The organism is Chryseobacterium suipulveris (assembly GCF_022811685.1).
Taxonomy (GTDB): Bacteria; Bacteroidota; Bacteroidia; order Flavobacteriales; family Weeksellaceae; genus Kaistella; species Kaistella suipulveris.
The window spans coordinates 1,320,206-1,344,440 of record NZ_CP094532.1; the positions used below are offsets into that span (position 1 = coordinate 1,320,206).

General features: G+C 36.0%; 25 protein-coding genes and 1 tRNA gene. 7 read left to right on the forward strand and 19 right to left on the reverse strand.

The features are described from left to right. Positions 1–5: 5 nt before the first annotated feature. The 9 genes from MTP09_RS06250 to MTP09_RS06290 all read right to left on the reverse strand — a co-directional run bounded on the left by MTP09_RS06250 (position 6) and on the right by MTP09_RS06290 (position 7,776). Entirely contained in the window at positions 6–332 is a 327-nt protein-coding gene (locus MTP09_RS06250; RefSeq protein WP_243551232.1) for an ArsR/SmtB family transcription factor, read from the reverse strand. Positions 333–637: 305 nt separating this feature from the next. Then, entirely contained in the window at positions 638–1,054 is a 417-nt protein-coding gene (locus tag MTP09_RS06255; protein ID WP_209391450.1) for an RDD family protein, read from the reverse strand. Positions 1,055–1,326: 272 nt separating this feature from the next. Beyond that, positions 1,327–1,779 carry a DoxX family protein gene (locus tag MTP09_RS06260; RefSeq protein WP_124806579.1) on the reverse strand — a complete coding sequence of 151 codons (453 nt, stop codon included), beginning with the start codon at positions 1,777–1,779 and terminating at the stop codon, positions 1,327–1,329. Positions 1,780–1,831: 52 nt separating this feature from the next. Further along, positions 1,832–2,404 (reverse strand): Crp/Fnr family transcriptional regulator, encoded by a 573-nt coding sequence (locus MTP09_RS06265; RefSeq protein ID WP_243551234.1) that lies wholly within the window; start codon positions 2,402–2,404, stop codon positions 1,832–1,834. A gap of 234 nt (positions 2,405–2,638) precedes the next feature. Continuing rightward, positions 2,639–3,073, reverse strand: a complete 435-nt coding sequence (locus MTP09_RS06270) for a hypothetical protein (protein ID WP_243551236.1) — start codon at positions 3,071–3,073, stop codon at positions 2,639–2,641. A gap of 4 nt (positions 3,074–3,077) precedes the next feature. Beyond that, positions 3,078–3,356 (reverse strand): hypothetical protein, encoded by a 279-nt coding sequence (locus MTP09_RS06275; RefSeq protein ID WP_243551238.1) that lies wholly within the window; start codon positions 3,354–3,356, stop codon positions 3,078–3,080. Positions 3,357–4,528: 1,172 nt separating this feature from the next. Beyond that, complete coding sequence (locus MTP09_RS06280; protein WP_243551240.1) at positions 4,529–4,828, reverse strand: hypothetical protein; 300 nt, start codon at positions 4,826–4,828, stop codon at positions 4,529–4,531. A gap of 883 nt (positions 4,829–5,711) precedes the next feature. After that, positions 5,712–6,407, reverse strand: a complete 696-nt coding sequence (locus tag MTP09_RS06285) for a DUF6624 domain-containing protein (protein WP_243551162.1) — start codon at positions 6,405–6,407, stop codon at positions 5,712–5,714. Between the two features lie 871 nt (positions 6,408–7,278). Then, positions 7,279–7,776, reverse strand: a complete 498-nt coding sequence (locus tag MTP09_RS06290; RefSeq protein ID WP_243551110.1) for a hypothetical protein — start codon at positions 7,774–7,776, stop codon at positions 7,279–7,281. A 626-nt stretch (positions 7,777–8,402) separates the two neighbouring features. Here MTP09_RS06290 and MTP09_RS06295 point away from each other — a divergent pair. Then, the gene (locus MTP09_RS06295; protein ID WP_243551242.1) at positions 8,403–8,600 is read left to right on the forward strand and encodes a hypothetical protein; all 198 of its coding nucleotides are present in this window, start codon (positions 8,403–8,405) and stop codon (positions 8,598–8,600) included. A gap of 68 nt (positions 8,601–8,668) precedes the next feature. Here the strand turns inward: MTP09_RS06295 and MTP09_RS06300 are convergent, their stop codons facing one another. From MTP09_RS06300 to MTP09_RS06320, 5 genes are all read right to left on the reverse strand, one after another. Beyond that, complete coding sequence (locus MTP09_RS06300) at positions 8,669–9,085, reverse strand: RDD family protein (protein WP_209391450.1); 417 nt, start codon at positions 9,083–9,085, stop codon at positions 8,669–8,671. Between the two features lie 189 nt (positions 9,086–9,274). Beyond that, positions 9,275–10,138, reverse strand: a complete 864-nt coding sequence (locus MTP09_RS06305; RefSeq protein WP_243551244.1) for an AadS family aminoglycoside 6-adenylyltransferase — start codon at positions 10,136–10,138, stop codon at positions 9,275–9,277. A gap of 225 nt (positions 10,139–10,363) precedes the next feature. Next, entirely contained in the window at positions 10,364–10,744 is a 381-nt protein-coding gene (locus MTP09_RS06310; protein WP_243551246.1) for a hypothetical protein, read from the reverse strand. Continuing rightward, positions 10,734–11,048: a hypothetical protein gene (locus MTP09_RS06315; protein ID WP_243551248.1), complete on the reverse strand. Its 315-nt coding sequence runs from the start codon at positions 11,046–11,048 to the stop codon at positions 10,734–10,736. The genes MTP09_RS06310 and MTP09_RS06315 overlap by 11 nt, the downstream gene beginning before the upstream one ends. Positions 11,049–11,274: 226 nt before the next feature. Next, the gene (locus MTP09_RS06320; RefSeq protein ID WP_069148679.1) at positions 11,275–11,718 is read right to left on the reverse strand and encodes an HNH endonuclease; all 444 of its coding nucleotides are present in this window, start codon (positions 11,716–11,718) and stop codon (positions 11,275–11,277) included. 1,277 nt (positions 11,719–12,995) lie between these two features. On the opposite strand from MTP09_RS06320, the gene MTP09_RS06325 reads away from it, so the two are divergent. Further along, positions 12,996–14,096 (forward strand): tyrosine-type recombinase/integrase, encoded by a 1,101-nt coding sequence (locus MTP09_RS06325; RefSeq protein ID WP_243551250.1) that lies wholly within the window; start codon positions 12,996–12,998, stop codon positions 14,094–14,096. A 237-nt stretch (positions 14,097–14,333) separates the two neighbouring features. Here the strand turns inward: MTP09_RS06325 and ggt are convergent, their stop codons facing one another. The 3 genes from ggt to MTP09_RS06340 all read right to left on the reverse strand — a co-directional run bounded on the left by ggt (position 14,334) and on the right by MTP09_RS06340 (position 18,085). Next, complete coding sequence (gene ggt, locus MTP09_RS06330; RefSeq protein ID WP_243551252.1) at positions 14,334–16,019, reverse strand: gamma-glutamyltransferase; 1,686 nt, start codon at positions 16,017–16,019, stop codon at positions 14,334–14,336. 24 nt (positions 16,020–16,043) lie between these two features. Next, entirely contained in the window at positions 16,044–16,493 is a 450-nt protein-coding gene (locus MTP09_RS06335; RefSeq protein WP_243551254.1) for a GAF domain-containing protein, read from the reverse strand. Positions 16,494–16,657: 164 nt separating this feature from the next. Beyond that, positions 16,658–18,085: a TonB-dependent receptor gene (locus MTP09_RS06340; protein ID WP_243551602.1), complete on the reverse strand. Its 1,428-nt coding sequence runs from the start codon at positions 18,083–18,085 to the stop codon at positions 16,658–16,660. Between the two features lie 54 nt (positions 18,086–18,139). Between MTP09_RS06340 and MTP09_RS06345 the strand changes: the two genes are divergently transcribed. From MTP09_RS06345 to MTP09_RS06365, 5 genes are all read left to right on the forward strand, one after another. Beyond that, positions 18,140–18,904 carry an MBL fold metallo-hydrolase gene (locus MTP09_RS06345; RefSeq protein WP_243551256.1) on the forward strand — a complete coding sequence of 255 codons (765 nt, stop codon included), beginning with the start codon at positions 18,140–18,142 and terminating at the stop codon, positions 18,902–18,904. A gap of 68 nt (positions 18,905–18,972) precedes the next feature. Further along, a tRNA-Leu gene (locus tag MTP09_RS06350) sits at positions 18,973–19,054 on the forward strand. A gap of 395 nt (positions 19,055–19,449) precedes the next feature. Then, positions 19,450–19,983 carry a YceI family protein gene (locus MTP09_RS06355; RefSeq protein ID WP_243551258.1) on the forward strand — a complete coding sequence of 178 codons (534 nt, stop codon included), beginning with the start codon at positions 19,450–19,452 and terminating at the stop codon, positions 19,981–19,983. Between the two features lie 27 nt (positions 19,984–20,010). Further along, positions 20,011–21,348, forward strand: coding sequence for a hypothetical protein (locus MTP09_RS06360; RefSeq protein ID WP_243551260.1), 1,338 nt, complete (start codon positions 20,011–20,013; stop codon positions 21,346–21,348). 59 nt (positions 21,349–21,407) lie between these two features. Then, positions 21,408–21,917 carry a hypothetical protein gene (locus tag MTP09_RS06365; protein WP_243551262.1) on the forward strand — a complete coding sequence of 170 codons (510 nt, stop codon included), beginning with the start codon at positions 21,408–21,410 and terminating at the stop codon, positions 21,915–21,917. Between the two features lie 80 nt (positions 21,918–21,997). On the opposite strand, the gene MTP09_RS06370 is transcribed toward MTP09_RS06365, so the two are convergent. Next, on the reverse strand, positions 21,998–22,675 hold the full coding sequence (locus tag MTP09_RS06370) for a TIGR02117 family protein (protein WP_243551264.1): 678 nt from the start codon (positions 22,673–22,675) through the stop codon (positions 21,998–22,000). A 585-nt stretch (positions 22,676–23,260) separates the two neighbouring features. Next, complete coding sequence (locus MTP09_RS06375) at positions 23,261–24,193, reverse strand: IS256 family transposase, variant Zn-binding type (protein WP_456237125.1); 933 nt, start codon at positions 24,191–24,193, stop codon at positions 23,261–23,263. Positions 24,194–24,235 lie beyond the last annotated feature (42 nt).

Consider the following 24,235-nt stretch of genomic DNA (forward strand, 5'->3'; position numbering starts at 1 on the left):
ATTTTTTAACAGCAGTTTTGTTTTTTAAGTTTTGTAGTCATTGTTTCAAAATAAAATTCAAACATTGAAAGTGTTTCTTCATTAATGCAGTAACACACGGAATTTCCTTCTATATTTCCTTTTATTAATCCTGCGTCTTTAAGTTGTTTTAAGTGTTGTGAAACGGTTGGTTGTGCCAAAGGCAGTTTATCTACAATATCACTGCAAATGCATTCATTCACTTTTAGAAGATATTCCAAGATTGCAATTCTTGCAGGATGTGCCAATGCTTTCGCAATGTTTGCGATTTCATTTTGTTGGTCTGTAAAATGTTCGGTTTTTGTTGCTCCCATTTTTCTACATTTTGATATTGCAATATTACGATGAATTTTTTAATCTTAAAATATTTTTTCGTTTTTTTGTCTTTTTATACGGGATTTTGGTTAGAATTGCAGGTAACGGAAAAAGTATTGGCGAAGTGCGGGCTTAATTTGAATGAAAGTTCAAGTTCAGACCAATCGTAGCCGATATTTTTTCCATGGAACTAAATTACAAAAAAATTGTGGAATGGAAAAATAGCGGCGGCTAAAAAGAAGAGGATTTTCAATTCCGATGTTCCGCCCGCATTTTGCCAATACAATGTTAGCTGCAGTGTCTTTTATTCAGTCAATTTTATCACTTTAGTTTTTGCAAGTAAATCACCCAATCGCTGGCTTTCTGGCGAATTTTTAATAATAATTATTCCAACCAAACCGAAGAGAGACATATCAATTGGATCGAGTAAATGTCTTAAAAATGATTGTTTAAAGTCAATATTCTTTTCAGTATTTAAATCAACAGGTTTAAGTTTCATCAAATAATTTCCCAAAGTTGAATTCAGGGTTGATTCAATAACACAAAAATAGAAAAACCAAAAAATAAAGATTGGAATTGCTTTTAGTCCATTTACGGAATATTCGCCTAATTCATTTTTTTCTCCAAAAGTAAAAATGTAAATGCAAGTTAAAGTCAAAACAATTGAATAATCAATAACTCCAGCAATAATTCTAGATATTAGATATTTTTCTTTTTTCAATTTTTAGTTTTTTAAGAATTTGGATTTTAGCGGAGTCTTTCTGACATTGCAGCTAACGGAAAACGGCTTGGCGAAGGCGGGGATAAGAAAGACGAAACTTCCAACTAAACCCGAACCGAGCAAAAACCATTTTCGTTTTTTCAAAATTACAAAAAATAAAAAACGAAATGGTTTTTTGCGGCGACAAGTGAGAGAATCTCCTAACTTATAACTTCAACCCCGCTTTTGCCAAACCGATGTTAGCGGTTCGGGCTGTTGGTCTGTGTCATTTGTCAGCCTTTAATAGCTGAAAGATATGTCCAAACTATAAACAGAATTTGTAACGGTATTCTAAACCACAAATACGTCAATCCGTTTCCGTCAGAAGTCCCTTTTTGATAATCAATATGATTTATAGCTGCAAAGATATTTGCAGGAAGTATAAGGAGAAAAAATGCAATCAACAGCCACGCTGTAACTATTCGTAAACTCGGGATAAAAAGTCCAACTGCTGCCACAATTTCTATAATTCCTGTCAGATAAACGACTGTCGTTTTGTAGGGTATAAAATCGGGCAACATCATTGTCATACCTTTGGTAAATGTGAAATGTGCAACTGCCGTAAACACAAGCATTACCGACATTGCAATTCTTCCTGACGAGGCAAAGTCATAATTGCCACGAAAAATTTTAGTTGCAAAAAGCAAAACTGAAAACACAGAAAGTAATACTAATAAAGGTTTCATATGTATTTTTTTGTGGCAAAGGTCAGCATATTTATAGAGTGAAACAATGAACCTAAGTTAAGAAAATACGTTTACGTATTCTGCTCAACGCTTGTGGGGTAATACCAATGTATGAAGCAATATATTTCAATGGGATTTTTTCTATGAGTTTAGGTTGTTCGGTAAATAAATTCAGGTAACGCTGTTCGGCAGTTTCGTTTAGAAGCGAAAGTTCTCTTTGGGATTTTTTGAGAAACAAATCTTCGCTTGCCTGTCGTCCAATGGTGTTTCCGATTTTAGTTTTCTTATATATGCTTTGCAGGTCGTTATATGTCAGTCGCCAAAGCGTTGTTTTTGTTAGCGTCTCTATGTTGTAAGAAGAAGGTGTTTGGGTGAGGAATGAATTATAGCCACTTACAAAGTTGTTGTCAAATATAAAAGCGAATGTCAAGTCGTTTTCTTCTTTTGGAATATAGGAACGCACAATGCCTGTTTCAACAAATGAAAGGTAGTTTTCTGTTTGTCCCGTTTTTAAGAGAATATAATTTTTAGGAAACTCCTTCCTTGTGAGTTTTGAAGAAAAAAATTGCCAATCTTTGTCTGTCAGCCTAACGTTTTTTTCAAAATATTGTCGTATTTGTTCCATTATAAATGCTTGCACCGCTGTAGGTTAGCCTGACCGCTAACGGAAAAAGTATTTGCGAAGGGCGGGCTAAATTTAACTGAAAGTTCAATTTCGACCGAATGAAGCAAATTGCTTTTTCAGATTACCAAATTACAAAAAAAAGTAATATGAAAAGCAAGTTGCGACTAAATGCATCGGGTTTTTCTATTATATATTCAACCCCGCCTTTTGCAAATACAATGTTATATGCCGTTTTTATTTACGATAATTCTCAGGTGAAAATGGGTCATTATTTGATTTCCTCGCATTTTCACTTCTCAATTTTTTAAATAAATAATCAAATGCATTTAAAACTCTCCTATACTGTTCTTTATCATCAAAGAATAACCTTGCAAGGTTTGAATATCTCGTTTCGTAACTTGTATTATAATTAGGATTGTCAATACATTCAATATTATTTATGCATTTAAATTGAACTTGGAAAGTACTAAAGGGATACCAACCTAATTCAATATCAGAATAATGGAACTTTCCAACTCTTGAAATTGAAATATACCCCTGCTCATCAACACTAATAGAATTTCGGCTCAAATTATTATTGATATAGTTTATCGTTTCAGTTTTTGACATATTTTGGGAAAACAAAACTTGAAACGAAACAATTGTAATAAATGTAAATATGGTTTTCATAAAATCATAATTTTTTTAAATCTTCATAAATTCTTTTAAGCAAATTTCCAGTTGAAATCAAAACTGGAAGTGTATTTGAAACTAAATTATAATGGCGCGAATACAATGTTTCAACACTTGTGTTTAATATTGATAATTCGTTATCGATTTCGCCGGAAGTATATTCAATTCTTTTGCTAGTATATTCCTTAAGTTCATTTAAATTTAATTCTGAAATTTCATCTTTCTTGCTGAAATCCAAAGAAATAATTTGCTTTTTTAAGTCATCAAGTGTATAGTTCATACGAGTTTTGTTTTAAAATGGCATATAACGGGAAAGGGCTTGGCGAAGGCGGGGATAAGATAGACGGAAATTCCAACTAAACCCGAACCGAGCAAAAACCATTTTCGTTTTTTCAAAATTACAAAAAATAAAAAAACGAAATGGTTTTTTGCGGCTAAAAATGCTAAAAAGTTCAACGCAAGGGAACTTCAACCCCGCTTTTGCCAAACCCATGTTGTGCGCAGTATTTTTAGTTCGGCGACTTGGATTTAACTCGTTAAATTCAGGTCAGAGAATTAAAAATCAAGCACGACAATTTTTTTCACCCACGAAATAGCGAAGATTTTCAGAATTTTATTCACGGATTTTAGAAAAGCATTCACGCAGAATTTATTCACGCAGTTAAGTGAAAAATTTGTAAAAGTCAAGCACAATTTTTACAATCCAGTGGAATTTTTGTAGATTGATTTTAGGCTTTTTGCGCATTTTTCAGTCAGCGTTTTGAAAAATTCAGCACAATTTTTAATACTCAAATCCGTAAGTTTTTCGCAAAGTTTTTTTCTGGATTTAGGAAAATCAGCGCAAAGAATTTCAGATTTCATTCAGTTTTAGAAGTTTAAATTCAGGTCAAAATTTTGATTTTTCAGACCGAAATTTCTTTTTGATACCGCGCTTCTAATATTGCGCACAACGGAAAAAGTATTGGCGAAGTGCGGGCTAAAAATGAACTAATGTTCAATTTTCGACCAAACGGAGCCGATGCTTTTTTCGGATTGTTAAATTAAGAAAAAAATCAATACGAAAAAGCAGCGGCGGCTAAAAATCACAAATCTTTCTACTTGGATTCAACCCCGCATTTTGCCAATACTATGTTAGCAGAAGTTGTATTTTATTTTTTTGTAAATTGTTGCTATTTTCTTCGTGATTTTCTTTAATTTGGAAATACTTCAGTAATTTCAGTTGAAATTTTTTATTGCAATCCAATTTAGAGGCATTCCATTCTTTATTTTTCTTACTTCTTCTATTTGCTCTATTTTTTTGCTTTTTTCAATCCATTAAAATCTAGAAGAATAATATTTTCGGTTTCAATTTTTCCATAAGTCAATTCTCCGATTAAAAAAAACTCGATTTAACATTTTTTACTAAATCGTAGATTAAGAATTTTCCAACTATAGATTGATTTGAAGATTCCATTATTTATTCAGTTTTGAGAAGAATTTCTGCAAAATATTTTTTCTATCATTCTCTGCAAGTTTATAAGGTTCATAAATTCCATAGATTAAATTTGAAAATTCTCCGGCAGAAAACCTTGTCGTTTTATTTCCAGAATTTATTTCGTAAACATTAAAAGAATAATTTTGTTTGTAGAGTGGATCTTGAATTTGAATTGTTTCTCCAGTATTTTTCCATTCAAATTCCCAAATATTTAAATTGTCAATATAATACGGTTCACTATCAACAATAGTTTTTTTGAACTGCCAAATTTCTTTCATTTTTTTGTGGGGAATTTGGTTACAATTTCTGCTAACGGGAAACGGCTTGGCGAAGGCGGGGGAAAGAAAGACAAAAAGTTCAACTAAACCCGAAACCAGCAAAAAACCATTTTCGTTTTTTCAAAATTACAAAAAATAACAAACGAAAATGGTTTTTTTGCGGCGAAAAGTGCAGAAATTTTCTAAATGATAACTTTCACCCCCGCTTTTGCCAAACCGATGTTGTGCGCAGTATTTTCGGTTCGAGGACTTGGATTTAACGGCGTTAAATTCGAGTCAGAGAAGTGAAAATCAAGCACGACAGATGTTTTCTGGTGCAGAATTACAAAATAAATTCAGAACTTTAGTCAGCGAATTTTTTTAAATCTCCGCGCAAATTATATTCATTCAGTTAAGCGCAATATTTGTCAAAGTCAAGCACGTTTTTTGAAAAAGTTAATGAGATTTTAATTAGAAATTTTAATGCGCAAAGTTTTTTAAAAGTCAAGCACGATAATTTTAAAAGTCAGCGCAATTTTTTTGAAACTCAATTCCGCAATTTTCTTAACAAAGTTTTCTTCATAATTTTTAAAAGAATTAGCACAGAGTTTTAAAAATTTAAGTCAGTTTTAGAAGTTAAACTCGAGCAAGTTTTAAAAATTAAAACCGCATTTTCTTTTGATAACCGCACTTCAAATATTGCGCACAACGGAAAAGGGCTTTGCGAGGTGCGGGCTACTGCAAACCGAAAGTCGGGAGGAGAACCAATCTCTAGCAAAAACCATTTTCATTTTTTCAAATTTACAAAAAAAAATGAAATGGTTTTTTGCGGGTATTTTCTAGAATATTTCTGAGATTTCCTTCAACCCCGCATCTTGCAAAACCCATGTTATCGGCAGTTGCTTTATTTTTTTGTTAATTTCTCAATTTCTTTAAGTGTATATTTTTTTGAATAATCAATTCCCATTGATTTCGCATATTCTTCTATTGACATTTTAATATCCATAGAAGTTCTTAATTCATTTACTTTTTCAGGATTTTCAATTGGCCAAATAAAATTTGTCCATTCTTCCTTTTTGGTTTCGGGATTAACAAATAATCTTCCTGCACCTTGAGTTCCATAAATTTGTTCTTTACCTTGATACATAAGCATCCTATCTTTCATCATTGCGATTTGTTGTTTACTTAAATCTCCATTTTCTTGTGCTTTTATCATTAATGGAAAATACTTTTCAATAATTGGAAGTTTTGAATGTTGAATAACATACCAAACTGCATTACTTAGTTTCTCTCCGACAAGTTCCTTTCCTGGATAACCATATTTTTTGATTATTTTTTCCGTTTTTAACAAATTGATACTGTCATTTTTTTCTGTTATTTTCCATCCTTGCTTTTGAAATTCACTTTCGCTTATTTTATAAGTCTGTAAAATTTCATTTTTTCTTTCTGGCCTTAAATCTGGTGTCCAAAGTTCTCTCAATTCTTGGTCAGATTTTAGAATTTGAGTTAATTCACTTTTCAGTTTGTCTTTCTGATTTTGAGTAACAGAGCAAGAGGTTAAAAGTGCTAAAAAAGTTATAATTGTCAATTTAATTTCCATTTCAAACATAATTTTGGTATACAATTGCCGATAACGGAAAACGGCTTTGCGAAGGCGGGGATTTTACAACCGAAAAGTTCTATAAAAACTACACCGAGCAAAAACCATTTTCGTTTTTTCAAAATTACAAAAAATAAAAAAACGAAATGGTTTTTTGCGGCGAAAAGTGCTGAAAACTTTCAACGCAAGGTAACTTCGCCCCCGCTTTTGCAAAACCGATGTTATGTGATGTGGCAACTTTTCAGCGTATTTTCAGCAGTCAGATTCAGTTTCATCGCCTTTATTCAGCAAGATTTTAAAAATTCAGCGTGAAATTTGTAAAAATCAGTCAGATGAAATATTCAGAGCGTTAAATTTCAAAAATTTTTTCGGAAAGTTTTTGCGCGCGAGTTTTTTTCAGCGTTTTTATTTTCAGGAAGTTGTTTTTCAGGCAGAATTTTATTCAGCAGCGTGATATTCAAGCGTAAGTTTTTTTTCACGCAGAGTTTCCGTTAGTGATTTGGTGTCAGAAATCAGTTTTTTTAAGTCAAGTCCGCATTTTATTTAGTCAGTCAAGCAGAAAATGAATTCAGACCATATTTTCAAGCACATTTAGGTCTGGATTCAGTTTCTTTTTATTCACTAAAAATCGTGGATTTTATTTCGGAGCGTGATTTTAGGCGCCATATCACATAACGGAAAAAGTATTTGCGAAGGGCGGGCTAAATTTAACTGAAAGTTCAATTTCGACCGAACGAAGCAAATTGCTTTTTCAGATTGTTAAATTACAAAAAAATACAATATGAAAAGCAAGTTGCGACTAAATGCAACTGATAGTTCTATTAAAGATTTAACCCCGCCTTTTGCAAATACTATGTTATACGACGTAATTTTATTTCTTTGTAAATATGCTGTCAACTTTTTTAAAAATTTTCCTTCTTAATTCGTTCTCATTTGAATTCGGCTTTCCTAAAATAAATCCAATCCATTTTGTTGAGTTTTTATTTTCTGTTGATAAATAGATAGAGTCAATATTGGATTGATTATTATTTTGAAAAGCAATTTTTCCATCTATTCTGTCAAGAATATAAATTTCAGATTTTTCAATATTATTTCGGAATTTATCCATTGCATAATCTGACAATTTAGTTCCATCTTCAAATTTTACAATTTGATTTAGTATACCTTTTTTTCTTTGAAAATCAACAAATAGAATTCCATTTTTAGGGATTTTATATTCTATGTTTTGTTTATTATAATCAATATTTTTTTTCTGTCGATAAATTACAATAAAATTATTCACATTGTTAGGAACAGTAAAAATTTCTTTAGGATTTTCCTTTTTACAACCTAAAAATAATATTAAAAATATTACTAAAATTTTATTCAACGTAGTTTTGGTATTATGTCGTATAACGGAAAAAGTATTTGCGAAGGGCGGGCTAAATTTAACTGAAAGTTCAATTTCGACCGAACGAAGCAAATTGCTTTTTCAGATTGTTAAATTACAAAAAAATACAATATGAAAAGCAAGTTGCGACTAAATATATCGGGTTTTTCTATTATATATTCAACCCCGCCTTTTGCAAATACTATGTTAGCTGTAGTAATTTTTCTTTGATTTATTTCAGCAAATTTATTACTTTTTAATATTAAGGGGATTAATAATGAACTAAGTAATATAAATAATGTAAAAAATTTATCAAGAATTTTAGTTTTCTTGTTTCTTCTTGGAGTGAGAGTCTTTCCAACAACTTCTATAATTATATTTCTATTATAAATTTTTCTTATTAAAAAATTGAAAATATTGTAAGAACTATAAAAATTATTGGAGAAAAATAATATGTTTCAAGAGTTAAGGTGTTAAATCGGATTATTCCAATTACACTTAGGAATAATGAGATTAGTATATATTTTAATGAAGATTTAAATTCAAATAATTGATGATATTCATGTAGATTATTTTGTTTGTTCTTTTTCTCAATTAGAAAAATTATGAATCCGAATCCAATTAAAATGGAAAGTATTGTTAAGAATGAATTCATTTTCTATTTAAACGTCATTTTTGGAATTATTACAGCTAACGGAAAAAGTATTGGCGAAGTGCGGGCTAAAAATGAACGACTGTTCAATTTTCGAACAAGCGGAGCCGATATTTTTTCCATGAAACTAAACTACAAAAATAATGTGGAATGGAAAAATAGCGGCGGCTAAATGTGACAAATCTTTCAATTATCCCTTCACCCCGCATTTTGCCAATACTATGTTAGCTGCAGTGTCTTTTATTCAGTCAATTTTATCACTTTAGTTTTTGCAAGTAAATCACCCAATCGCTGGCTTTCTGGCGAATTTTTAATAATAATTATTCCAACCAAACCGAAGAGAGACATATCAATTGGATCGAGTAAATGTCTTAAAAATGATTGTTTAAAGTCAATATTCTTTTCAGTATTTAAATCAACAGGTTTAAGTTTCATCAAATAATTTCCCAAAGTTGAATTCAGGGTTGATTCAATAACACAAAAATAGAAAAACCAAAAAATAAAGATTGGAATTGCTTTTAGTCCATTTACGGAATATTCGCCTAATTCATTTTTTTCTCCAAAAGTAAAAATGTAAATGCAAGTTAAAGTCAAAACAATTGAATAATCAATAACTCCAGCAATAATTCTAGATATTAGATATTTTTCTTTTTTCAATTTTTAGTTTTTTAAGAATTTGGATTTTAGCGGAGTCTTTCTGACATTGCAGCTAACGGTTTGGGTATTGCCGAAGGCGGGGATTTTTAGCACAAAAGTTCAATCGAAGAACGAAAGTTGAACCTTTCACAAATGCCCAATAGAAGCCGTTCAGCCCCGCTTTTGGCAATACCATGTTGTACGACGTAGTTATGTTTTGAATTTTAGTTCGGTTAAATATTTTCGTATGTCTTTTTCTAATTTATCATGGTATTTATAATCTAGTTTTTTAGATAATTCTGTTCCTATTTCAGAAACTAAATCAACCATTGAAAATAGAGCAGTCCAATTGTCTTCTATATTACTTCCTGAAAATGTGTTTTCTGTTTTTGCCCACATTTCTTGGTTTAGATACTTTTTGAATAGCCTTCCGTATTTATTGGTTGTTACGTTCCAATTGTGTTCACTTGCAATGAACCATTCAATTAAGGGAACTAAATATCCGGTGCGAATTACTGTTTCTGACATATATTTTGCATAGAATATTTCGTCTCTCGCAAGACATTTAGCCACATAAGTCGTGTCCCACCAAAAGTCATTGAGTAAATTATTAAATTCTTTTTCAGTCGGTTTTTTGATAATAGAAACTTGATAAGTAGGTTTCAACATTTGGGTTGTAATACCATCTTTGTCAATCAGAATTTTATAGCCAATGTCCCAATCTTCGGGTAATTCTTTTTGTTCAGTTTCTTGTATGAAATTTGATTTGCTATAAAGTTTAAAATCTGCTTTTACTCCATCCTCATAAAGAACCATTTTCATTGCGTGTTTATTATCAAATGCGTTTTCGTCCTCTTCAATCATCGCAATTGGATTTCCGAAGTTAAGCGTCCAGCTTTTGTCTGAAATATAGTTTGCGTTATTCTCAAAAATAAACTCAATGTCTAAATCGCTAAATTCGTCAACAGGTGCTAAAGGATTTACGAGTGAACTTGTCAAAAGTAGGACTCTGACATCTTCATTTTTTTTCGCCCACTCAATAATTGATTTTAGTTTTTCGTCTCTAACGTTCATTTTGTGCGGTTCGGTTTTACTATGTCGTACAACGGAAAAGGGCTTTGCGAGGTGCGGGCTACTGCAACCGAAATTTCAAGAGGTGACCGAACGCTAGCAAAAACCATTTTCATTTTTTCAAATTTACAAAAAAAATGAAATGGTTTTTTGCGGGTACTGCTTAAAAGTTTTCTGAGATTTCCTTCAATCCCGCATCTTGCAAAACCCATGTTACCTGCAGTTTTTTTATGAGTTGTTATTTTCAAAACTTTTCCAATTATTTTCAAACTCATTTTTGTCAATTTTTTGAAATTTAAATAATTCCTTGAAATCGAAATATTTCAAGTTATTATCTGTCCAAAATCCATAATTATTCTTCCACGGCATAACCATAATTGGTTCATTTTGATTATTTATTCCGATTTCTCTTATCGGAATACCTTCTTCATCAAATTCAATTAGCCAAGTTTCAATATTTGAAATTTTTTTATCAAAATCAGGGTTTGCTTTAGGAATTACTATACTAGTTAATTTTTCCAAAATTTTTAAGAAAATATTCGTTTCCGATTTTTGCAAATTTGATTTTTGTTCAAAGTTAATTTTGAGATAGTTTCTTTTAAGCATCATTTTTAGCGTAATAAATTAGACGCTCTACTTTTTTGTCATCAGATTTATATTCTTCCATTTGAGTTAAATCATTATAAAAGTCTTGAAGCACAAACATTTCTAAAAAATAATCGAAATTGGTACAATATTTTTCCGTTAATTCTTGCAGCTTTAAATTCTCCATTTCCTCAACAGGAATTTCTAAAGCGATAGCGTTGGAATTATGTTGAAAATTTTCGCCAATTTTTTGAGCAAAAACCACATTAATATATTCTTCGGTATCTTCAAAAGAATTACAGCCTAAAATTATGTCTTTTAAATTCATTTTCAGTCTTTTAATGCGGATTTTTGGTTAAAATTGCAGGTAACGGAAAAAGTATTGGCGAAGGACGGGCTACTTTGCTGAAAATTTCAAAGGAAGACCGTACCTGAGCAAAATGCTTTTTCAGATTTCTAAATTACTAAAAAAAGAAATATGAAAAGCATTTTTGCGGATATTGTTAACTGAATTCTCATAGACAATATTCACCCCGTCTTTTGCCAATACACTGTTATCTGCTGTTTCTTTTTGCGGTTTTTTTAATTTTTGAGTTTTTAGCGCGGACTTTTAGCGCATTTTTTGTCCTTTTTTCAATCATTTTAGCATTTTTAATGTTCCATTCGCTTCTCGTAATCCATTTCAAATTATCAGCACGATTATTCAGAGGATTTCCGTCAATGTGTTCCAATAAAATTTGGTCTTCGCTCGGTTCGGGAAGAAAATTTTCAGCAACTAATTTATTCAGGCTGAAATATTTAACGGTTGTATTTTTATTTTCAGTTTTTGAGAAAGCAACTTGCGCTGTAAATCCACCAACCAAAGAAGGCTTCAAAAATTTTGTTTCTTTTTGTTTCTCAACGCCGTTTTTGTCCACATATTTTTTTCCAATTCGTCTTACATTCCCGAAGTTGGAAATTTCGTAATTAAATTCTTTATGTTTTTTCCAAATTTCCATTAAAATTCTCTCAAGTCTTATTGATACGCTGTTTTAGTGAAATAGCAGATAACGGGAAACGTATTGCTGAAGTGCGGGCTTTTACACCTGAAATTTCTACTAAAAACTGCACGAAGCAAAAAATGTTTACCGCTGACTAAATTAATAAAAAAATGGAGGCGGAAACATTTTTTGCGACTAAATTTCACAAAATTTTCAACGCAAGAGCCTTCAATCCCGCATTTTAGCAATACGATGTTATGTGATGTGGCAATTTTCCATAATTTTTTATTCAGTTAGATTCAGTTTTCAGAAGTTTCATTCAGCAAAGTTTTTAAAATTCAGCGTTATTTTTAAAAGTCAATCGCGAATTTATTCACACAGTTAAAATTTCAGAACGCTAAAATTCAAAAATTTTTTCGGAAAGATTTTGCGTAGGATTTTCAGTCAGAATTTTTTATCAGAGTGATTTTGAAGCGTTAAATTGTTTTCACGCACATTTTCCGTTAGTGATATGGTGTCAGAAATCAGTTTTTTAAGTCAAGTCCGAATTTTATTCAGTCAGTCATGTTTGAAAATGAATTCAGACCTTGTTTTCACGCATTTTTGGTCTGGATTCAGTTTCTTTTTTATTCACTCAAAATCGTGGAGTTTATTTCGGAGCGTGATTTTTGATGCCATATCACATAACGGGAAAGGGCTTTGCGAAGTTACGCCAAAAACGAGGCTGCCATAGCTTTGGAGGCGTAATTTTGCAAAACCCATGTTATCTGCTGTTTTTGTTTAATATTCATACCGCTAATCTACAAAAACAGTTTCAGTTTTATCTCCAATCTGCTTGTTTTTTTTCGTTTTTTTATTTTGCAAAACCCCGCTTTGCGAAGTCATAAAACGAAGAGAGGAAAATCTCAGTGTCAAAAATTTTTGTTTTAAGCCACCGAAGGAAAATCCATGGTGTTGACTTTGTCATTTTTTTTCGGTAACTTCGCCAAACTTAATAGCGAGTATTCGCTTTGAAAGTAAACTTTCAGCAAAGATCTCTTTGTAAGTTTGACAGCGAAATCCATACTTCCTTTCGCTTAATCTCAAAAATTTTTTCCGCTAAAATCCAACCTGATTTTCCTCTAAAAACCGCAATATTGGTATAAAATTGCAGATAACTCTCAAATATACGCATAAATCCCATTACAACAAACAATTTATGCGATATTTTCAAAAAGCTGTAAATCAATAACATAAGCTGTGTTTTTAATAAAAAAAATTGCTATTTTTGTTTTGGATAATAAAAATACGTAGTGATGGATATTGAATTGACGAACCCGCCCTTTCTTGATCCCGAAATATTTACCGTAACCGAAGGTGAACATAACGGCAGAGCCGTGTTGTGGATCTCTTTCAGCTACTCGAAAGACGCGGTTCAGGAAATCAAGCAGAAACTGCCCGAAGCGAAATGGTCGCAATCCAACAAGAAATGGTACCTCCAGAATTCCAATTCAAACCGCATAAAGTTGGGACTTTCAGAAAGAACGGTAGGAAAGGAGGTCCTGTCGAAAATTCCCGAACACAATTTGCAGCCCTTTAACGATTTTGTAAACTGCTTGAAACTGAAAGCGTACAGCCAAAACACCATCCGTACCTACAGTATCGAGTTTGCGCAACTGCTGATCGCCATTAAGAACCATAACGTGCAGGATTTGACCGAGGAGAAACTGAAAAGCTATTTCCTGTACTGCATCAACGAGCTGAAACTTTCTGAAAATTACCTCCACAGCAGAATCAACGCGATTAAGTTTTATTTTGAAAAAGTGCTGCACCGCCCGAAAATGTTTGTCGATATTCCGCGCCCGAAAAAACCGATTCTTCTGCCGAAAGCACTTAACGCTTCCGAAATCAAAAAGATCATTAACAATACCGAAAACCTGAAACACCGGCTGATCATCAAACTTTGCTATGGAATGGGACTTCGGGTGAGCGAAATCGTGAAGCTCCGCGTTCAGGATATCGACAGCAAGCAGATGAAGGTTTTGGTATCCTGCTCGAAAGGAAAAAAAGACCGCTACGTCAACCTTCCCGAAAGCATCCTGCTCGAACTTCGGGAATATTACAGAATCTACCGCCCAGAGAATTTCCTTTTCGAGGGCAAAAACGGCGAGCAGTACGCGGTGAGAAGCGCACAGGCGGTTTTCAAAAAGGCGATGAAGAAATCGGGAATCAGAAAAACGGTGGGAATCCACAGTTTGCGCCACAGTTACGCCACCCATTTACTCGAAGCGGGAACCGACATTTCGCTGATTCAGAAACTTCTGGGACACAACAACATCAGCACAACGCTGGTTTACGCACAGGTCACCGACAAAAATATTTCAAAGGTCAAATCGCCGCTTGATGGAATAGAGTAGTTGCAGTGGTGAAGTGGTAAAGTAGTTCAGTAGTTCAGTAGTTCAGTAGTTCAGTGTTGCAGTGGTTGTTGCAATTGTTGCAGTGGTTCACTGAACCGTCACTTCGTCTTCGACGAGACCACCCCTCCAAAGGAGGGTAATTTTCAACTCCTAACTCTCCAACTCTTCCGACTTCGGTCCTCGGTCTTCGGACTCCAACTCTTCGTTTTTCGTATTTCGTAATTCGTACTTTCGAAGCTATTCGACCCCCACCGAATCATCACCGCGTCCGTCTGCAACTGCGGTTAGGTTTCCAGCTTCGTCGATCACGATGATTTCGGTTCTTCCGATTTGTGGTCGGTAATTGCTTTTGTATCCTTTCTTTTCCAGTTCCTTCACCGTATTTTCGGGGAATCCTTTTTCGTAATCCACCGTTTCGGGAAGCCATTGGTGATGGAATTTCGGGGAATTTACGGCAAGATTTGGCGACAGTTTATAGTCAATGATATTCACAATCGATTGATAAACCGAGGTCGGAATCGTAGTTCCGCCTGGAGTTCCCACGACAAGATAAGGTTTGTTGTTTTTCAATACGATGGTCGGTGTCATCGAACTCAGCATTCTTTTACCGGGTTCGATTTTATTGGCTTCACCACCGACTGCGCCGAACATATTGGGAACACCGGGTTTGATCGAGAAGTCGTCCATTTCATTATTAAGGAAAAACCCAGCTCCAGAGACGACCACTTTGCTTCCGTACAGTCCGTTCAACGTAGTCGTAACTGCAACTGCATTTCCCTCTTTGTCGATAATTGAAATATGCGTGGTTTCTGTGGATTCCTTTGTTGGTGGGGTGATTTTGCCCACTTCCGAACTTGGCGTCGCTTTATTTGGGTTAAAGGATATCCAGCGGTTTTTGAGGTAGTCGTCGGAAATCAGCATTTCGGTTTTGTCATTAATAAAAGCAGGATCACCCATAAATTCTGCGCGGTCGGCAAAAGCGCGCCGTTCTGCTTCCACCATAATCTGTACTGCTTCAGGAGAATTGTGCTGGAAATTTTGTAGGTTTTCAAAAGAGGACATTTTCAGCATTTGTGCCAAAAGTATTCCACCACTTGAAGGAAGCGGCATCGAAACAATTTCGTTTCCTTTATAATTAAAGGTGAGCGGTTTTCGCTCTGCAACTTTATAGTTTTTAAGGTCGTTCTTGGTGATGATTCCGTTTCCGCGTTTCATTTCGGCAACAATGAAGTCGGCGGTTTTCCCTTCGTAGAAACCTTTCAGTCCATCGGTTTGGATTCTTCTTAAAGTTTCTGCCAATTCCTTTTGGATGAGAAGGTCTCCCGCTTTCCAACCCTGTTCTTTATTGAAAACGGTTTTGGTGAAATTATTTTTCGCGAACTCTTTTTGAAGCGAATTCAGCAATGCCGCTTCTTTTTCGGTAATGGCAAATCCCTGTTCAGCCAAATCGATCGCGGGCTGAATCAGTTGCTGCATCGGGAGTTTGCAATGTTTTAAAGTTGCATAAAATCCCGCGACAGAACCAGGAATTCCTACCGCCAATCTTCCGTTTTGGGAAAGGTCGGTGTTGGCTTTTCCGCTTTTGTCGAGGTACATATTGGGCGAAGATTTTTCGGGTGCCGTTTCTCGATAGTCCAAGGTGAATTTTTCGCCGTTATTTTTCACGCCTACCAAAAATCCACCGCCGCCGATATTTCCAGCTTGTGGATAAACGACCGCCAAAGCATATTGGGTTGCAACCGCTGCATCAAAAGCATTCCCGCCCATTTTCAGAATCTTTGTACCCGCTTCACTTGCGAGCGGATGTGCGGAAACAACCAAACCTTTATCCTTGGTTCGGATTTCTTTGACGATATTGATATCGGTAAACTGAGCCGAAATGGTTTGTGAAACCAAAAGCAGCAATAGCAGGAATTTTTTCATCTCAAAAGATTTTCAGCGATGACTTTATAGAATCTCCGAAACTTCTTTGCAGAGCCATTCGAGCATTTCGCGATCGTCATCGGTAAACGGATCTACGGAATGCGAGTCGATATCGATCTGTCCGATATTTTCACCGTTCTTGAAAATAGGGACCACGATTTCCGCTTTGGTGTCGATGGAGCAGGAGAGGTAGTTGTCCTGAAGATGCACATCGGGAACCACAAATGTTTCACCGGAAACCGCGACCTGTCCGCAAATGCCTTTACCAAAAGGAATGATTTTGTGGTCGGTTTCTGCACCAACATAAGGTCCGAGAATCAGCTCGTCTTTATCGCCGTTCTTAAAGTAGAATCCCGTCCAATTGAAGTGCGGGATTTCCTGATCGAGAAGGTGGCAGATTTTCTGCAGTTTGTCCTCCGTATGATGTTTCGGACTTTCCAAAATCGAGGAAAGCCGTTTTTTGATTTCTGACATTTTTCTTTTTTTTGAGAGTTTGTCTAATTTTTTTTAATAAACCTAAATTTGCTCCCTTTAGGGACGGGGTAACCAAATTTAGGTTTATGTATGATGAACGAAATTTTTAGGGTCGGGGTAAAGAAAATTTCCGGTTTTTTTTCTGAATAAAATCTAAACAGGATTTAAGAAAATTCTTTTAGCTTAACTTCTTCCTTGTAGCCGAACATTCCGCGTTCCTTAATCATATCGGCAACGCCTTCCGGAAGCTGCGTTTCCCAACCTTTTTCGTGGTTGGCGATTTTGTTGAGGATTTCCCGAGAATAGATTTCGGAGTAGTCGGGATTGTAATTTTTAATGTCAACAATCCTTTTGTTCAGCTTGAAATATTTGTAGAGTTCCTTCAGGTTGTCGTGTACTTTCAGGTTGTTGGAAGTAAGGAGTTCGTGCGTTTCAGGGTCTTTGTAGGGGTAAAGATATACGCGCATGTCTTTTCTGAAAAACTTTCCGAAAGCTTCCAGGATTCCACCCGAAAGATTTTTGTAATAATTTTCGTCGAAAACGTCGAGCAGGTTGTTCACGCCCATTCCGACACCGATTTTTCCATTGGTATAACCCGCGAAATAATCGATCAATCGGTAATACTCCGAGAAGTTGGAGATGATTACGGTATATCCCAATTTCGCCAGAACATCGACTCTGTCGAGAAAATCCCGCTCGTCAATATCGCCGGATGCCCTCAAATTAGAAATGGTGATTTCAAACAGAACTTCGGTGTCTTCATCGGTACATTCCCAATCTTTCTTGAATATTTCGAGCCCTTTTTCAAACATATCGATATTCACCAAAGTCACCGGACGGAAACTTCCGCGAATCGCAAAAATATTCTGCTTGTAAAGAATGTCAGCAGGAAGCATATTGTTGCCTTCGGAATTGAAGATTACCGCGTCGGTCATTCCGTTTTTCACCAGCTGCAAACTCATCAGTCGGTTGTCAACATAGGCAAAATCAGGACCGCTGAAATCCACCATATCGATTTCGACATTGTCGGTAGAAATATAATCGTAGAGTGAATTGAGCAGCAACCTTGGATTATCAGAATAATTAAAGGCACCATAAATAAGATTTACACCCAAATTTCCCAATGTTTCCTGCTGAAGCGTGGCATCGTTTTCGTTAAATTTCACGTGAAGAACGATCTCGTTATAGTCTTCATTCGGATCAAGCTGAAAACGCAGTCCAACCCAACCGTGTCCTTTCATGGTCTTGTCAAAATTAATGGTCGTTACGGTATTGGCGTAGGAAAAGAATTTCTTTTCCGGCATTGCCTCCCTCGAAAGCCGCTCCTCGATGAGCGCAACTTCATAGCGAAGCATCTTTCTTAAACGGTTTTGGGTAACGTATCGATTTTTGGGCTCTTTACCGTAAATCGCATCGCTGAATTCTTTATCATAAGCCGACATTGCCTTTGCAATGGTTTTGGAAGCGCCGCCTGCTCTGAAGAAATGGCGAACGGTTTCCTGGCCGGCTCCAATTTCGGCAAAAGTTCCGTAGATATTGGCATCTAAATTAATGGCTAAAGCTTTCTGCTTTGGTGTTAACTTTTGATTAATCACTTGAAAATTTAATTTTCCGTAAATTTACAAAATAAAAGCGACCTCAAAAGAATGAAGTTGAAATTTTTTGGAACCGGGACATCACAGGGAATTCCCGTGATTGGCTGTGATTGCGAGGTGTGTACTTCGCAAAACAGTAAGGACAGAAGATTCCGTTCGTCGGCAATCATCACCACCGAAACAGGAAAAAAAATCCTCATCGACTGCGGCCCAGATTTTCGGATGCAGATGCTCGAAAACCATGAAGACCATATCGACGCCGTTCTCATTACCCACGAACACAACGACCACGTCATCGGACTCGACGATATGCGTCCGCTGATTTTCAAGAATCAGAAACCCATTTCAATTTACTGTATGAAAAGGGTGGGGAGAGAAATCGTGTCGCGCTTTCCCTATGCTTTCGCTGATGTGAAATATCCCGGTGCTCCTTCGTTTGATCTGCATGAAATCTCGGAACCGTTCAAACTGTTTGATGCAGAAGTAATTCCTGTTGAAGTGGCGCATTTCAATACCTCGATTTATGGTTTTAAATTCAAAAAGCTCGCATATATAACGGATGCGAGTTCTATTTCTGAAACCGAAAAAGAGAAGTTGAAAGCCCTGGATTATCTCATCCTGAACTGCATCAGGAAAGTGGAACCGCATCCTGCACATTTCATTCTCCCGCAAATTCTTGAACTCAATGAAGAGCTGAAACCGAAGCACCTTTATCTCACCCATATTTCCCACCATCTTGGGCTTCACAACGAAACGGAACGCGAACTTCCTGATAATGTACACCTTGCTTTTGACGGTTTGGAGCTGGAGTTCTAAAATTGTGATTTTTCAGAAAAATATTTTTCAGGTATCAAAATTAATTCTATATTTGCACACCAATTTAAGCCCAGGTGGCGGAATTGGTAGACGCGCTAGACTCAAACTCTAGTATCGAAAGATGTACCGGTTCGATTCCGGTCCTGGGTACAAATCCTCTGATTTTTGTCAGAGGATTTTTTTGTTTGAAAAACTGTATGTCGCTCTGAATTTTACATCTGTCAAAAACACCGATATTTACGATAATACTCATTTATTTCGATTAACAACCGCACTTTTCTATGATTTCTGTCATTGTTTGTTAATCAGCTGTTTAAAACTTTTTTTAACATTATTTAACGATGTTTCTCTTTTCTTAATATTTGATTAATACAATAGCTGTTTAATTAAATAAAATTTAAACATATAGTTTTTTTATTTTTGTAATGATAATTATTTTCAAAAAAGAGATATATATCATGATTAAAAATGTGTAAAAATTGTTGATTTAACAAAATAGAGTGTTACCTTTGTATCAGAAAAAGAAACAATATTAATTAGAAGCAATGAAGAAGCTTGTGGATTTTAAAATGATGTTGATGGCATTCGGTCTTTTTGCCGGAATGGTTTCTGCACAAAAAATCAGCAGCTCCAATGTAAAGACTACCCTTGAAGGAAGTTCCACGCTACAGGATTGGAAAATGACTTCCACTACTGGGACTTTTTCAGGAACCGTTTCCGGAAAAACGATTAAAGAGGTGAAATACCAGATGGCCGCAAAAACCCTCAAAGGAAGCAGCGCCACAATGGACGACAACGCTTATAAATCAATGAAGGCAGATCAGTTTCCAGACATTTCGTTCACCGCAACTGCAGTAAATATTGGAAAAGGAAAAATAACCGGTAAGTTGACGATTACCAACGTAACCAAGACGGTAACCTTCCCAATCAATGTGACGAAAACAGGAAACTCCTATACCATCAACGCGACGAATAAGATCAGACTTTCTGACTACGGCGTAACCGCTCCCGCATTTATGATGAACAGCGTGAAAACAGGAAACGACGTGACGATCACAGTGAATATAACAGCTAAATAGAAAATAAACAATTAAAATTTTGAAAATATGAAAACTATGTTAATGAGAGCTTCAATGCTTGCAGTGCTTTTCTCAGGAGTGAACCTTATGTACGCTCAAGAAGATGCGACAACATCAATGAGAGATTACCTTGCTCCAGAAAAAACAACAAGAAATGTATTTGAAGATCCAAAAATCGCTTCACCTGAATACGACGGTATCAAAGTAGTGGTAGGAGGTGACTTCGCACTACAGTTCCAAGGTCTTGACCACTGGACTGAAAACAAAAATCTAGGGGTAGTAACAGGAACAACACAACCTAATTACCTTGTAGATATGGGTAATGACTTCAACCTTCCTACTGCGAACCTCGACGTGAACGCTTACTTGGCAAAAGGTGTGAAAATGCACTTGAGAACTTACCTTTCTGCTCGTCACCACAACGAAGCTTGGGTAAAAGGTGGTTACATCCAAATCGATGATCTGGATTTCATCAAACCAGGATTCATGGGCGACATCATGAAACACGCAAGAGTGAAAGTAGGTATGGACGAAATCAACTACGGTGATGCCCACTTCAGAAGAACAGACAACGCGAGAGCAATTACCAACCCGTTCGTAGGAAACTACATCATGGACAGCTTTACAACTGAAGCTTTCGGTGAGGTGTACGGATTCTATAACAACTTCTTCGGTATGGTCGGAGTTTCCAACGGTAAGCTGAACCAAACCGCAGTGAAAGGAACCAACTGGAACTCTCCTTCAGTATATGCTAAAGCAGGTTTCGACAAACAGATCAATTCTGACCTTAGAGTAAGACTAACCGGATCATTCCTTCAAACCAACGGATGGAACACAGGTAGCTACTTATACAGTGCGGACAGAGGTGGATCAAGATACTATTATGTACTTTTAACTGCTAATGATCCTATGGGAACTTCCAGCCAGTCAACTGGTAGATTCAACCCTGGATTCAGAAAAATGCAGGCGTTCCAAGTGAACCCATTTGTGAAATACAACGGACTTGAATTCTTCGGAGTTTATGAATATGTAACAGGACAAAAAACTTTAACCGCTCCTAAAGGTAGAGGTAGCTATACTCAACTCGGTGCAGAGCTTCTTTACAGATTCGGTGGAAAAGAACAGTTCTACGTAGGTGGACGTTACAACACTGTAAGTGGTAAAGATGATGCAGATGGCGCAACTCTTGAAAGAAAAATCGACAGATACAATCTTGGAGGTGGTTGGTTTATGACCAGAAATGTACTTGCAAAAGTGGAATATGTGAACCAACAGTACAACAACAGCGCAGTATGGGGTGCAACTAGCGCGCTGCAAGGCGGTAAATTCAATGGAGTAATGGTTGAAGCGACCATAGGTTTCTAATTTTTAATATTTCTTTTGAAAGGGGGATTGCTTTTCAATCCCCTTTTCTATCTAAGCTCATGAAAAACAAAATCTTATACCTGGTTTTTACCTTTGTCACAGGGTTTTATTTTTCTCAGCAAAATGCGGTGGAAATCAATGGCTGGACGAATGTCAACACTTTCAAATGCGTGAACAACGCATTCAGGAACTCCACTTCGATCTACTCCTTTATGGGAAACGAATTGCCGAATGTGGTGCTCAAAGTAGATGATTTCGACTGCCGAAACAGAATGATGACCTCCGATTTCAGAAAGACGCTGAACTCCGACAAGTATCCAAACCTCACCATCAAGTTCCTAAACTTCAGCAAAGGAAACGGAAACCGGTTCAACGCCGTGGTAGAAGTGAAAATGATGAACGTGGTGAAAAAGTACAATATCGAATTCAGCCAGTACAAGAACAGTTTGGTCGGGATCAAGCGACTCAAGTTCTCAGACTTCAATATCGTGCCACCGAAAAAAATGGGAGGGATGGTGTATGTGAAAGACGAGCTCGATCTTACTTTCAGCTTAGGAATAAAAGACTAAAATAACAGCATGTTATCAACTTAATTTTTTCATGATTATTAAATGATGTTGTGGAAGCTCCCTTTAACCGGGGAGTTTTTTTATTCGTAATGCTGAAAAATCCCAAAGTCAGACGGAGTCCATAATGCCGCTTTTTGTCCCGCCGCTTTCAGTCCGTTGTTCGACCAGGTGTTGCAGGTTTGCAGGAAACTGTAGCTTCCTTTCGCATCGTAGAAGGCGTCGTTTTTTCCATAAACCGCATCGGTCTTGATGAGAATAGGATTTCCATTTGCGTCGCGGTCAAACTTGTCATTAATAAATTTGATTAAATCCTGATACTGTTGCGAAGTCAGTTGAATACTTTTACAGTCTTTACCAACCTGCATTTGGTCGTAGAACGTGCAGTGCATCGCAGATTCGCTCAACCAGAAAGCGGCCTTCACCGCAACTGAAGGTTTCAGTTCCGCCCAAGTCGGAGTTTCCAGATAGAAACCTTTATCGCCCCATCCAATCGCCAAATATTTGAAGTCTTCCCTTTTCGAGAGGGTGTTTTCAAACCGGATTTCTTTGCTCCAGTCGTATTCCGCCGACTTGATGGGGACCACCAAATCGGTGTGAACGCCGTTGGTTAGAATAAAAATTTCGACATTTTTTGTTTCTGAAACTTTTTTTGCAGGAACTTCGATGAAAGGAATCAGGTATCCGCACAACAGGTAAAGTACGATAAATCCTATAAAAACCCAAATTGCTTTCAGGATATTGATGATTAGTTTTTTCATTAAGCAAATGTAAATAAAATTTAACGTTAAATTTTTCGCACAATATTTGTTGATATCAAATTAATTGTTAAATTTATTAACGAAAATTTTATCATTTATGCAGAAGAAATCTAAATCTCAGAAAAGATTCAAAATTCGGGTAAAGGTTGCGCCAAAAAGAAACCGCTCAAGACGTTGATTTTCGCAGAAGTTCTCACTTCCTGAAAGTCAATTTTTTTGATCTTTCTCGTTCAAGAAATCGATTAGACTTTAAATAAAACTAAAGTCAAATGTTTTAACCCCCCAAATTTCGGAAGTTTCCTTTTCCGAGCGGAACATTTTCCCCTTTTTTTTGCTTGATAACAATTATGAATATGATCTACTATACCATTATTAATAATTGAGGTAATGTGGTCAAAAATAGTTGGTGTTTTTTTAAAAAATAATTTGTAATATTCGGCTGTTGGTTGGAAGAGGAAGCGAGCCATGCAGAGGTGCAACTCGCCAGCAATACAACTGACGCTGTAAACGATAGTTTAGAGGGATGGTTTCGACCATCCTTTTTAATAAATTATCGGAACAGCCAAATGGCTAAAAAACCTTTCATCACTTCTGGTTTTTATAGAAAAGATACCATTGAATGAATTTTTTGCGCCTACTTTTAGTAAGTCCTCTATGAATATTCAGATTGCCTTTCAGATGTCCGAAGAAGGATTCCAGACCATTGGTGGTTTTCGGTATCTTAGGATTCTGTAGAAAGGTGAACATATTTGGAAGCGCCTTTTTGATCACTGAAAAACTTCGCCTCACCATCTTGTGAGTATACCAATACCTTCCTGTTTCCTCATTGTAAGATTTTTCATTGATAAACTCTTTGTGCTGCTCGAACCAATCCACAAGCTCCCGTATCCAATATTGCTTTTTTGACTCGCAGTCGATAAAGTGAAGTTTACACGCGATCTCTCTAAGTTCGAAACCTGCTCTTGTTTTAGGATGTGCGGAAAGCCATATCTTGCACATTCTCTGGATATGCACCAGGCATCTCTGCATCGGAACTTTCGGGCATACCTTTCTAATAGCCTTAATCAGGGATTTATCTCCGTCGCACGTAATCCCACCAATTTTTACACCCAAATCAAGAATATTTTGAAGATCTTCCCTAAGTTCTTCAAAGTGTTCGCCATCGGTTATTCTGTAAAGCTGGGTTTGTTTGAAGACATCGTCCCTAAAAACGACAAGACAGATTTCATTGGAAAAATATGTGGCGTCAATCAAAAGATAGACTTCCTTGTTCTGACTGTAACTCAGCTGTGGAGCCTTTGCCAGCATAAGGTTAAAATATCGTTGGAGCGTACTGATCGAATATCCGGATTCAATTGAAATCTGCTCGTAAGTTTGTCGACCTATGATCCACTTCCTGAACCAAATCTCTTTATTTTTTAAACTTACGGATTTGTTTTCAAGCGTAAAGTAAATCCCGCAGTTCTTACACTTGAACCGCCTCTTGCCTTTCTGTTTTCCCCACGAAATGGTATCCAAACTTCCACAACACCAACAACGATTTTTTTTGAATTTTCAGAC

Coding starts and splice junctions, on each gene's coding strand:
- MTP09_RS06325 (WP_243551250.1), top strand. CDS start 12,996: ATGGATATTGAATTGACGAACCCGCCCTTTCTTGATCCCGAAATATTT.
- MTP09_RS06305 (WP_243551244.1), bottom strand. CDS start 10,138: ATGAACGTTAGAGACGAAAAACTAAAATCAATTATTGAGTGGGCGAAA.
- MTP09_RS06270 (WP_243551236.1), bottom strand. CDS start 3,073: ATGAAAACCATATTTACATTTATTACAATTGTTTCGTTTCAAGTTTTG.
- MTP09_RS06365 (WP_243551262.1), top strand. CDS start 21,408: ATGAAAAACAAAATCTTATACCTGGTTTTTACCTTTGTCACAGGGTTT.
- MTP09_RS06315 (WP_243551248.1), bottom strand. CDS start 11,048: ATGAATTTAAAAGACATAATTTTAGGCTGTAATTCTTTTGAAGATACC.
- MTP09_RS06295 (WP_243551242.1), top strand. CDS start 8,403: ATGGAAAGTATTGTTAAGAATGAATTCATTTTCTATTTAAACGTCATT.
- MTP09_RS06310 (WP_243551246.1), bottom strand. CDS start 10,744: ATGATGCTTAAAAGAAACTATCTCAAAATTAACTTTGAACAAAAATCA.
- MTP09_RS06335 (WP_243551254.1), bottom strand. CDS start 16,493: ATGTCAGAAATCAAAAAACGGCTTTCCTCGATTTTGGAAAGTCCGAAA.
- MTP09_RS06260 (WP_124806579.1), bottom strand. CDS start 1,779: ATGAAACCTTTATTAGTATTACTTTCTGTGTTTTCAGTTTTGCTTTTT.
- ggt (WP_243551252.1), bottom strand. CDS start 16,019: ATGAAAAAATTCCTGCTATTGCTGCTTTTGGTTTCACAAACCATTTCG.
- MTP09_RS06360 (WP_243551260.1), top strand. CDS start 20,011: ATGAAAACTATGTTAATGAGAGCTTCAATGCTTGCAGTGCTTTTCTCA.
- MTP09_RS06280 (WP_243551240.1), bottom strand. CDS start 4,828: ATGAAAGAAATTTGGCAGTTCAAAAAAACTATTGTTGATAGTGAACCG.
- MTP09_RS06265 (WP_243551234.1), bottom strand. CDS start 2,404: ATGGAACAAATACGACAATATTTTGAAAAAAACGTTAGGCTGACAGAC.
- MTP09_RS06355 (WP_243551258.1), top strand. CDS start 19,450: ATGAAGAAGCTTGTGGATTTTAAAATGATGTTGATGGCATTCGGTCTT.
- MTP09_RS06250 (WP_243551232.1), bottom strand. CDS start 332: ATGGGAGCAACAAAAACCGAACATTTTACAGACCAACAAAATGAAATC.
- MTP09_RS06285 (WP_243551162.1), bottom strand. CDS start 6,407: ATGGAAATTAAATTGACAATTATAACTTTTTTAGCACTTTTAACCTCT.
- MTP09_RS06370 (WP_243551264.1), bottom strand. CDS start 22,675: ATGAAAAAACTAATCATCAATATCCTGAAAGCAATTTGGGTTTTTATA.
- MTP09_RS06275 (WP_243551238.1), bottom strand. CDS start 3,356: ATGAACTATACACTTGATGACTTAAAAAAGCAAATTATTTCTTTGGAT.
- MTP09_RS06320 (WP_069148679.1), bottom strand. CDS start 11,718: ATGGAAATTTGGAAAAAACATAAAGAATTTAATTACGAAATTTCCAAC.
- MTP09_RS06345 (WP_243551256.1), top strand. CDS start 18,140: ATGAAGTTGAAATTTTTTGGAACCGGGACATCACAGGGAATTCCCGTG.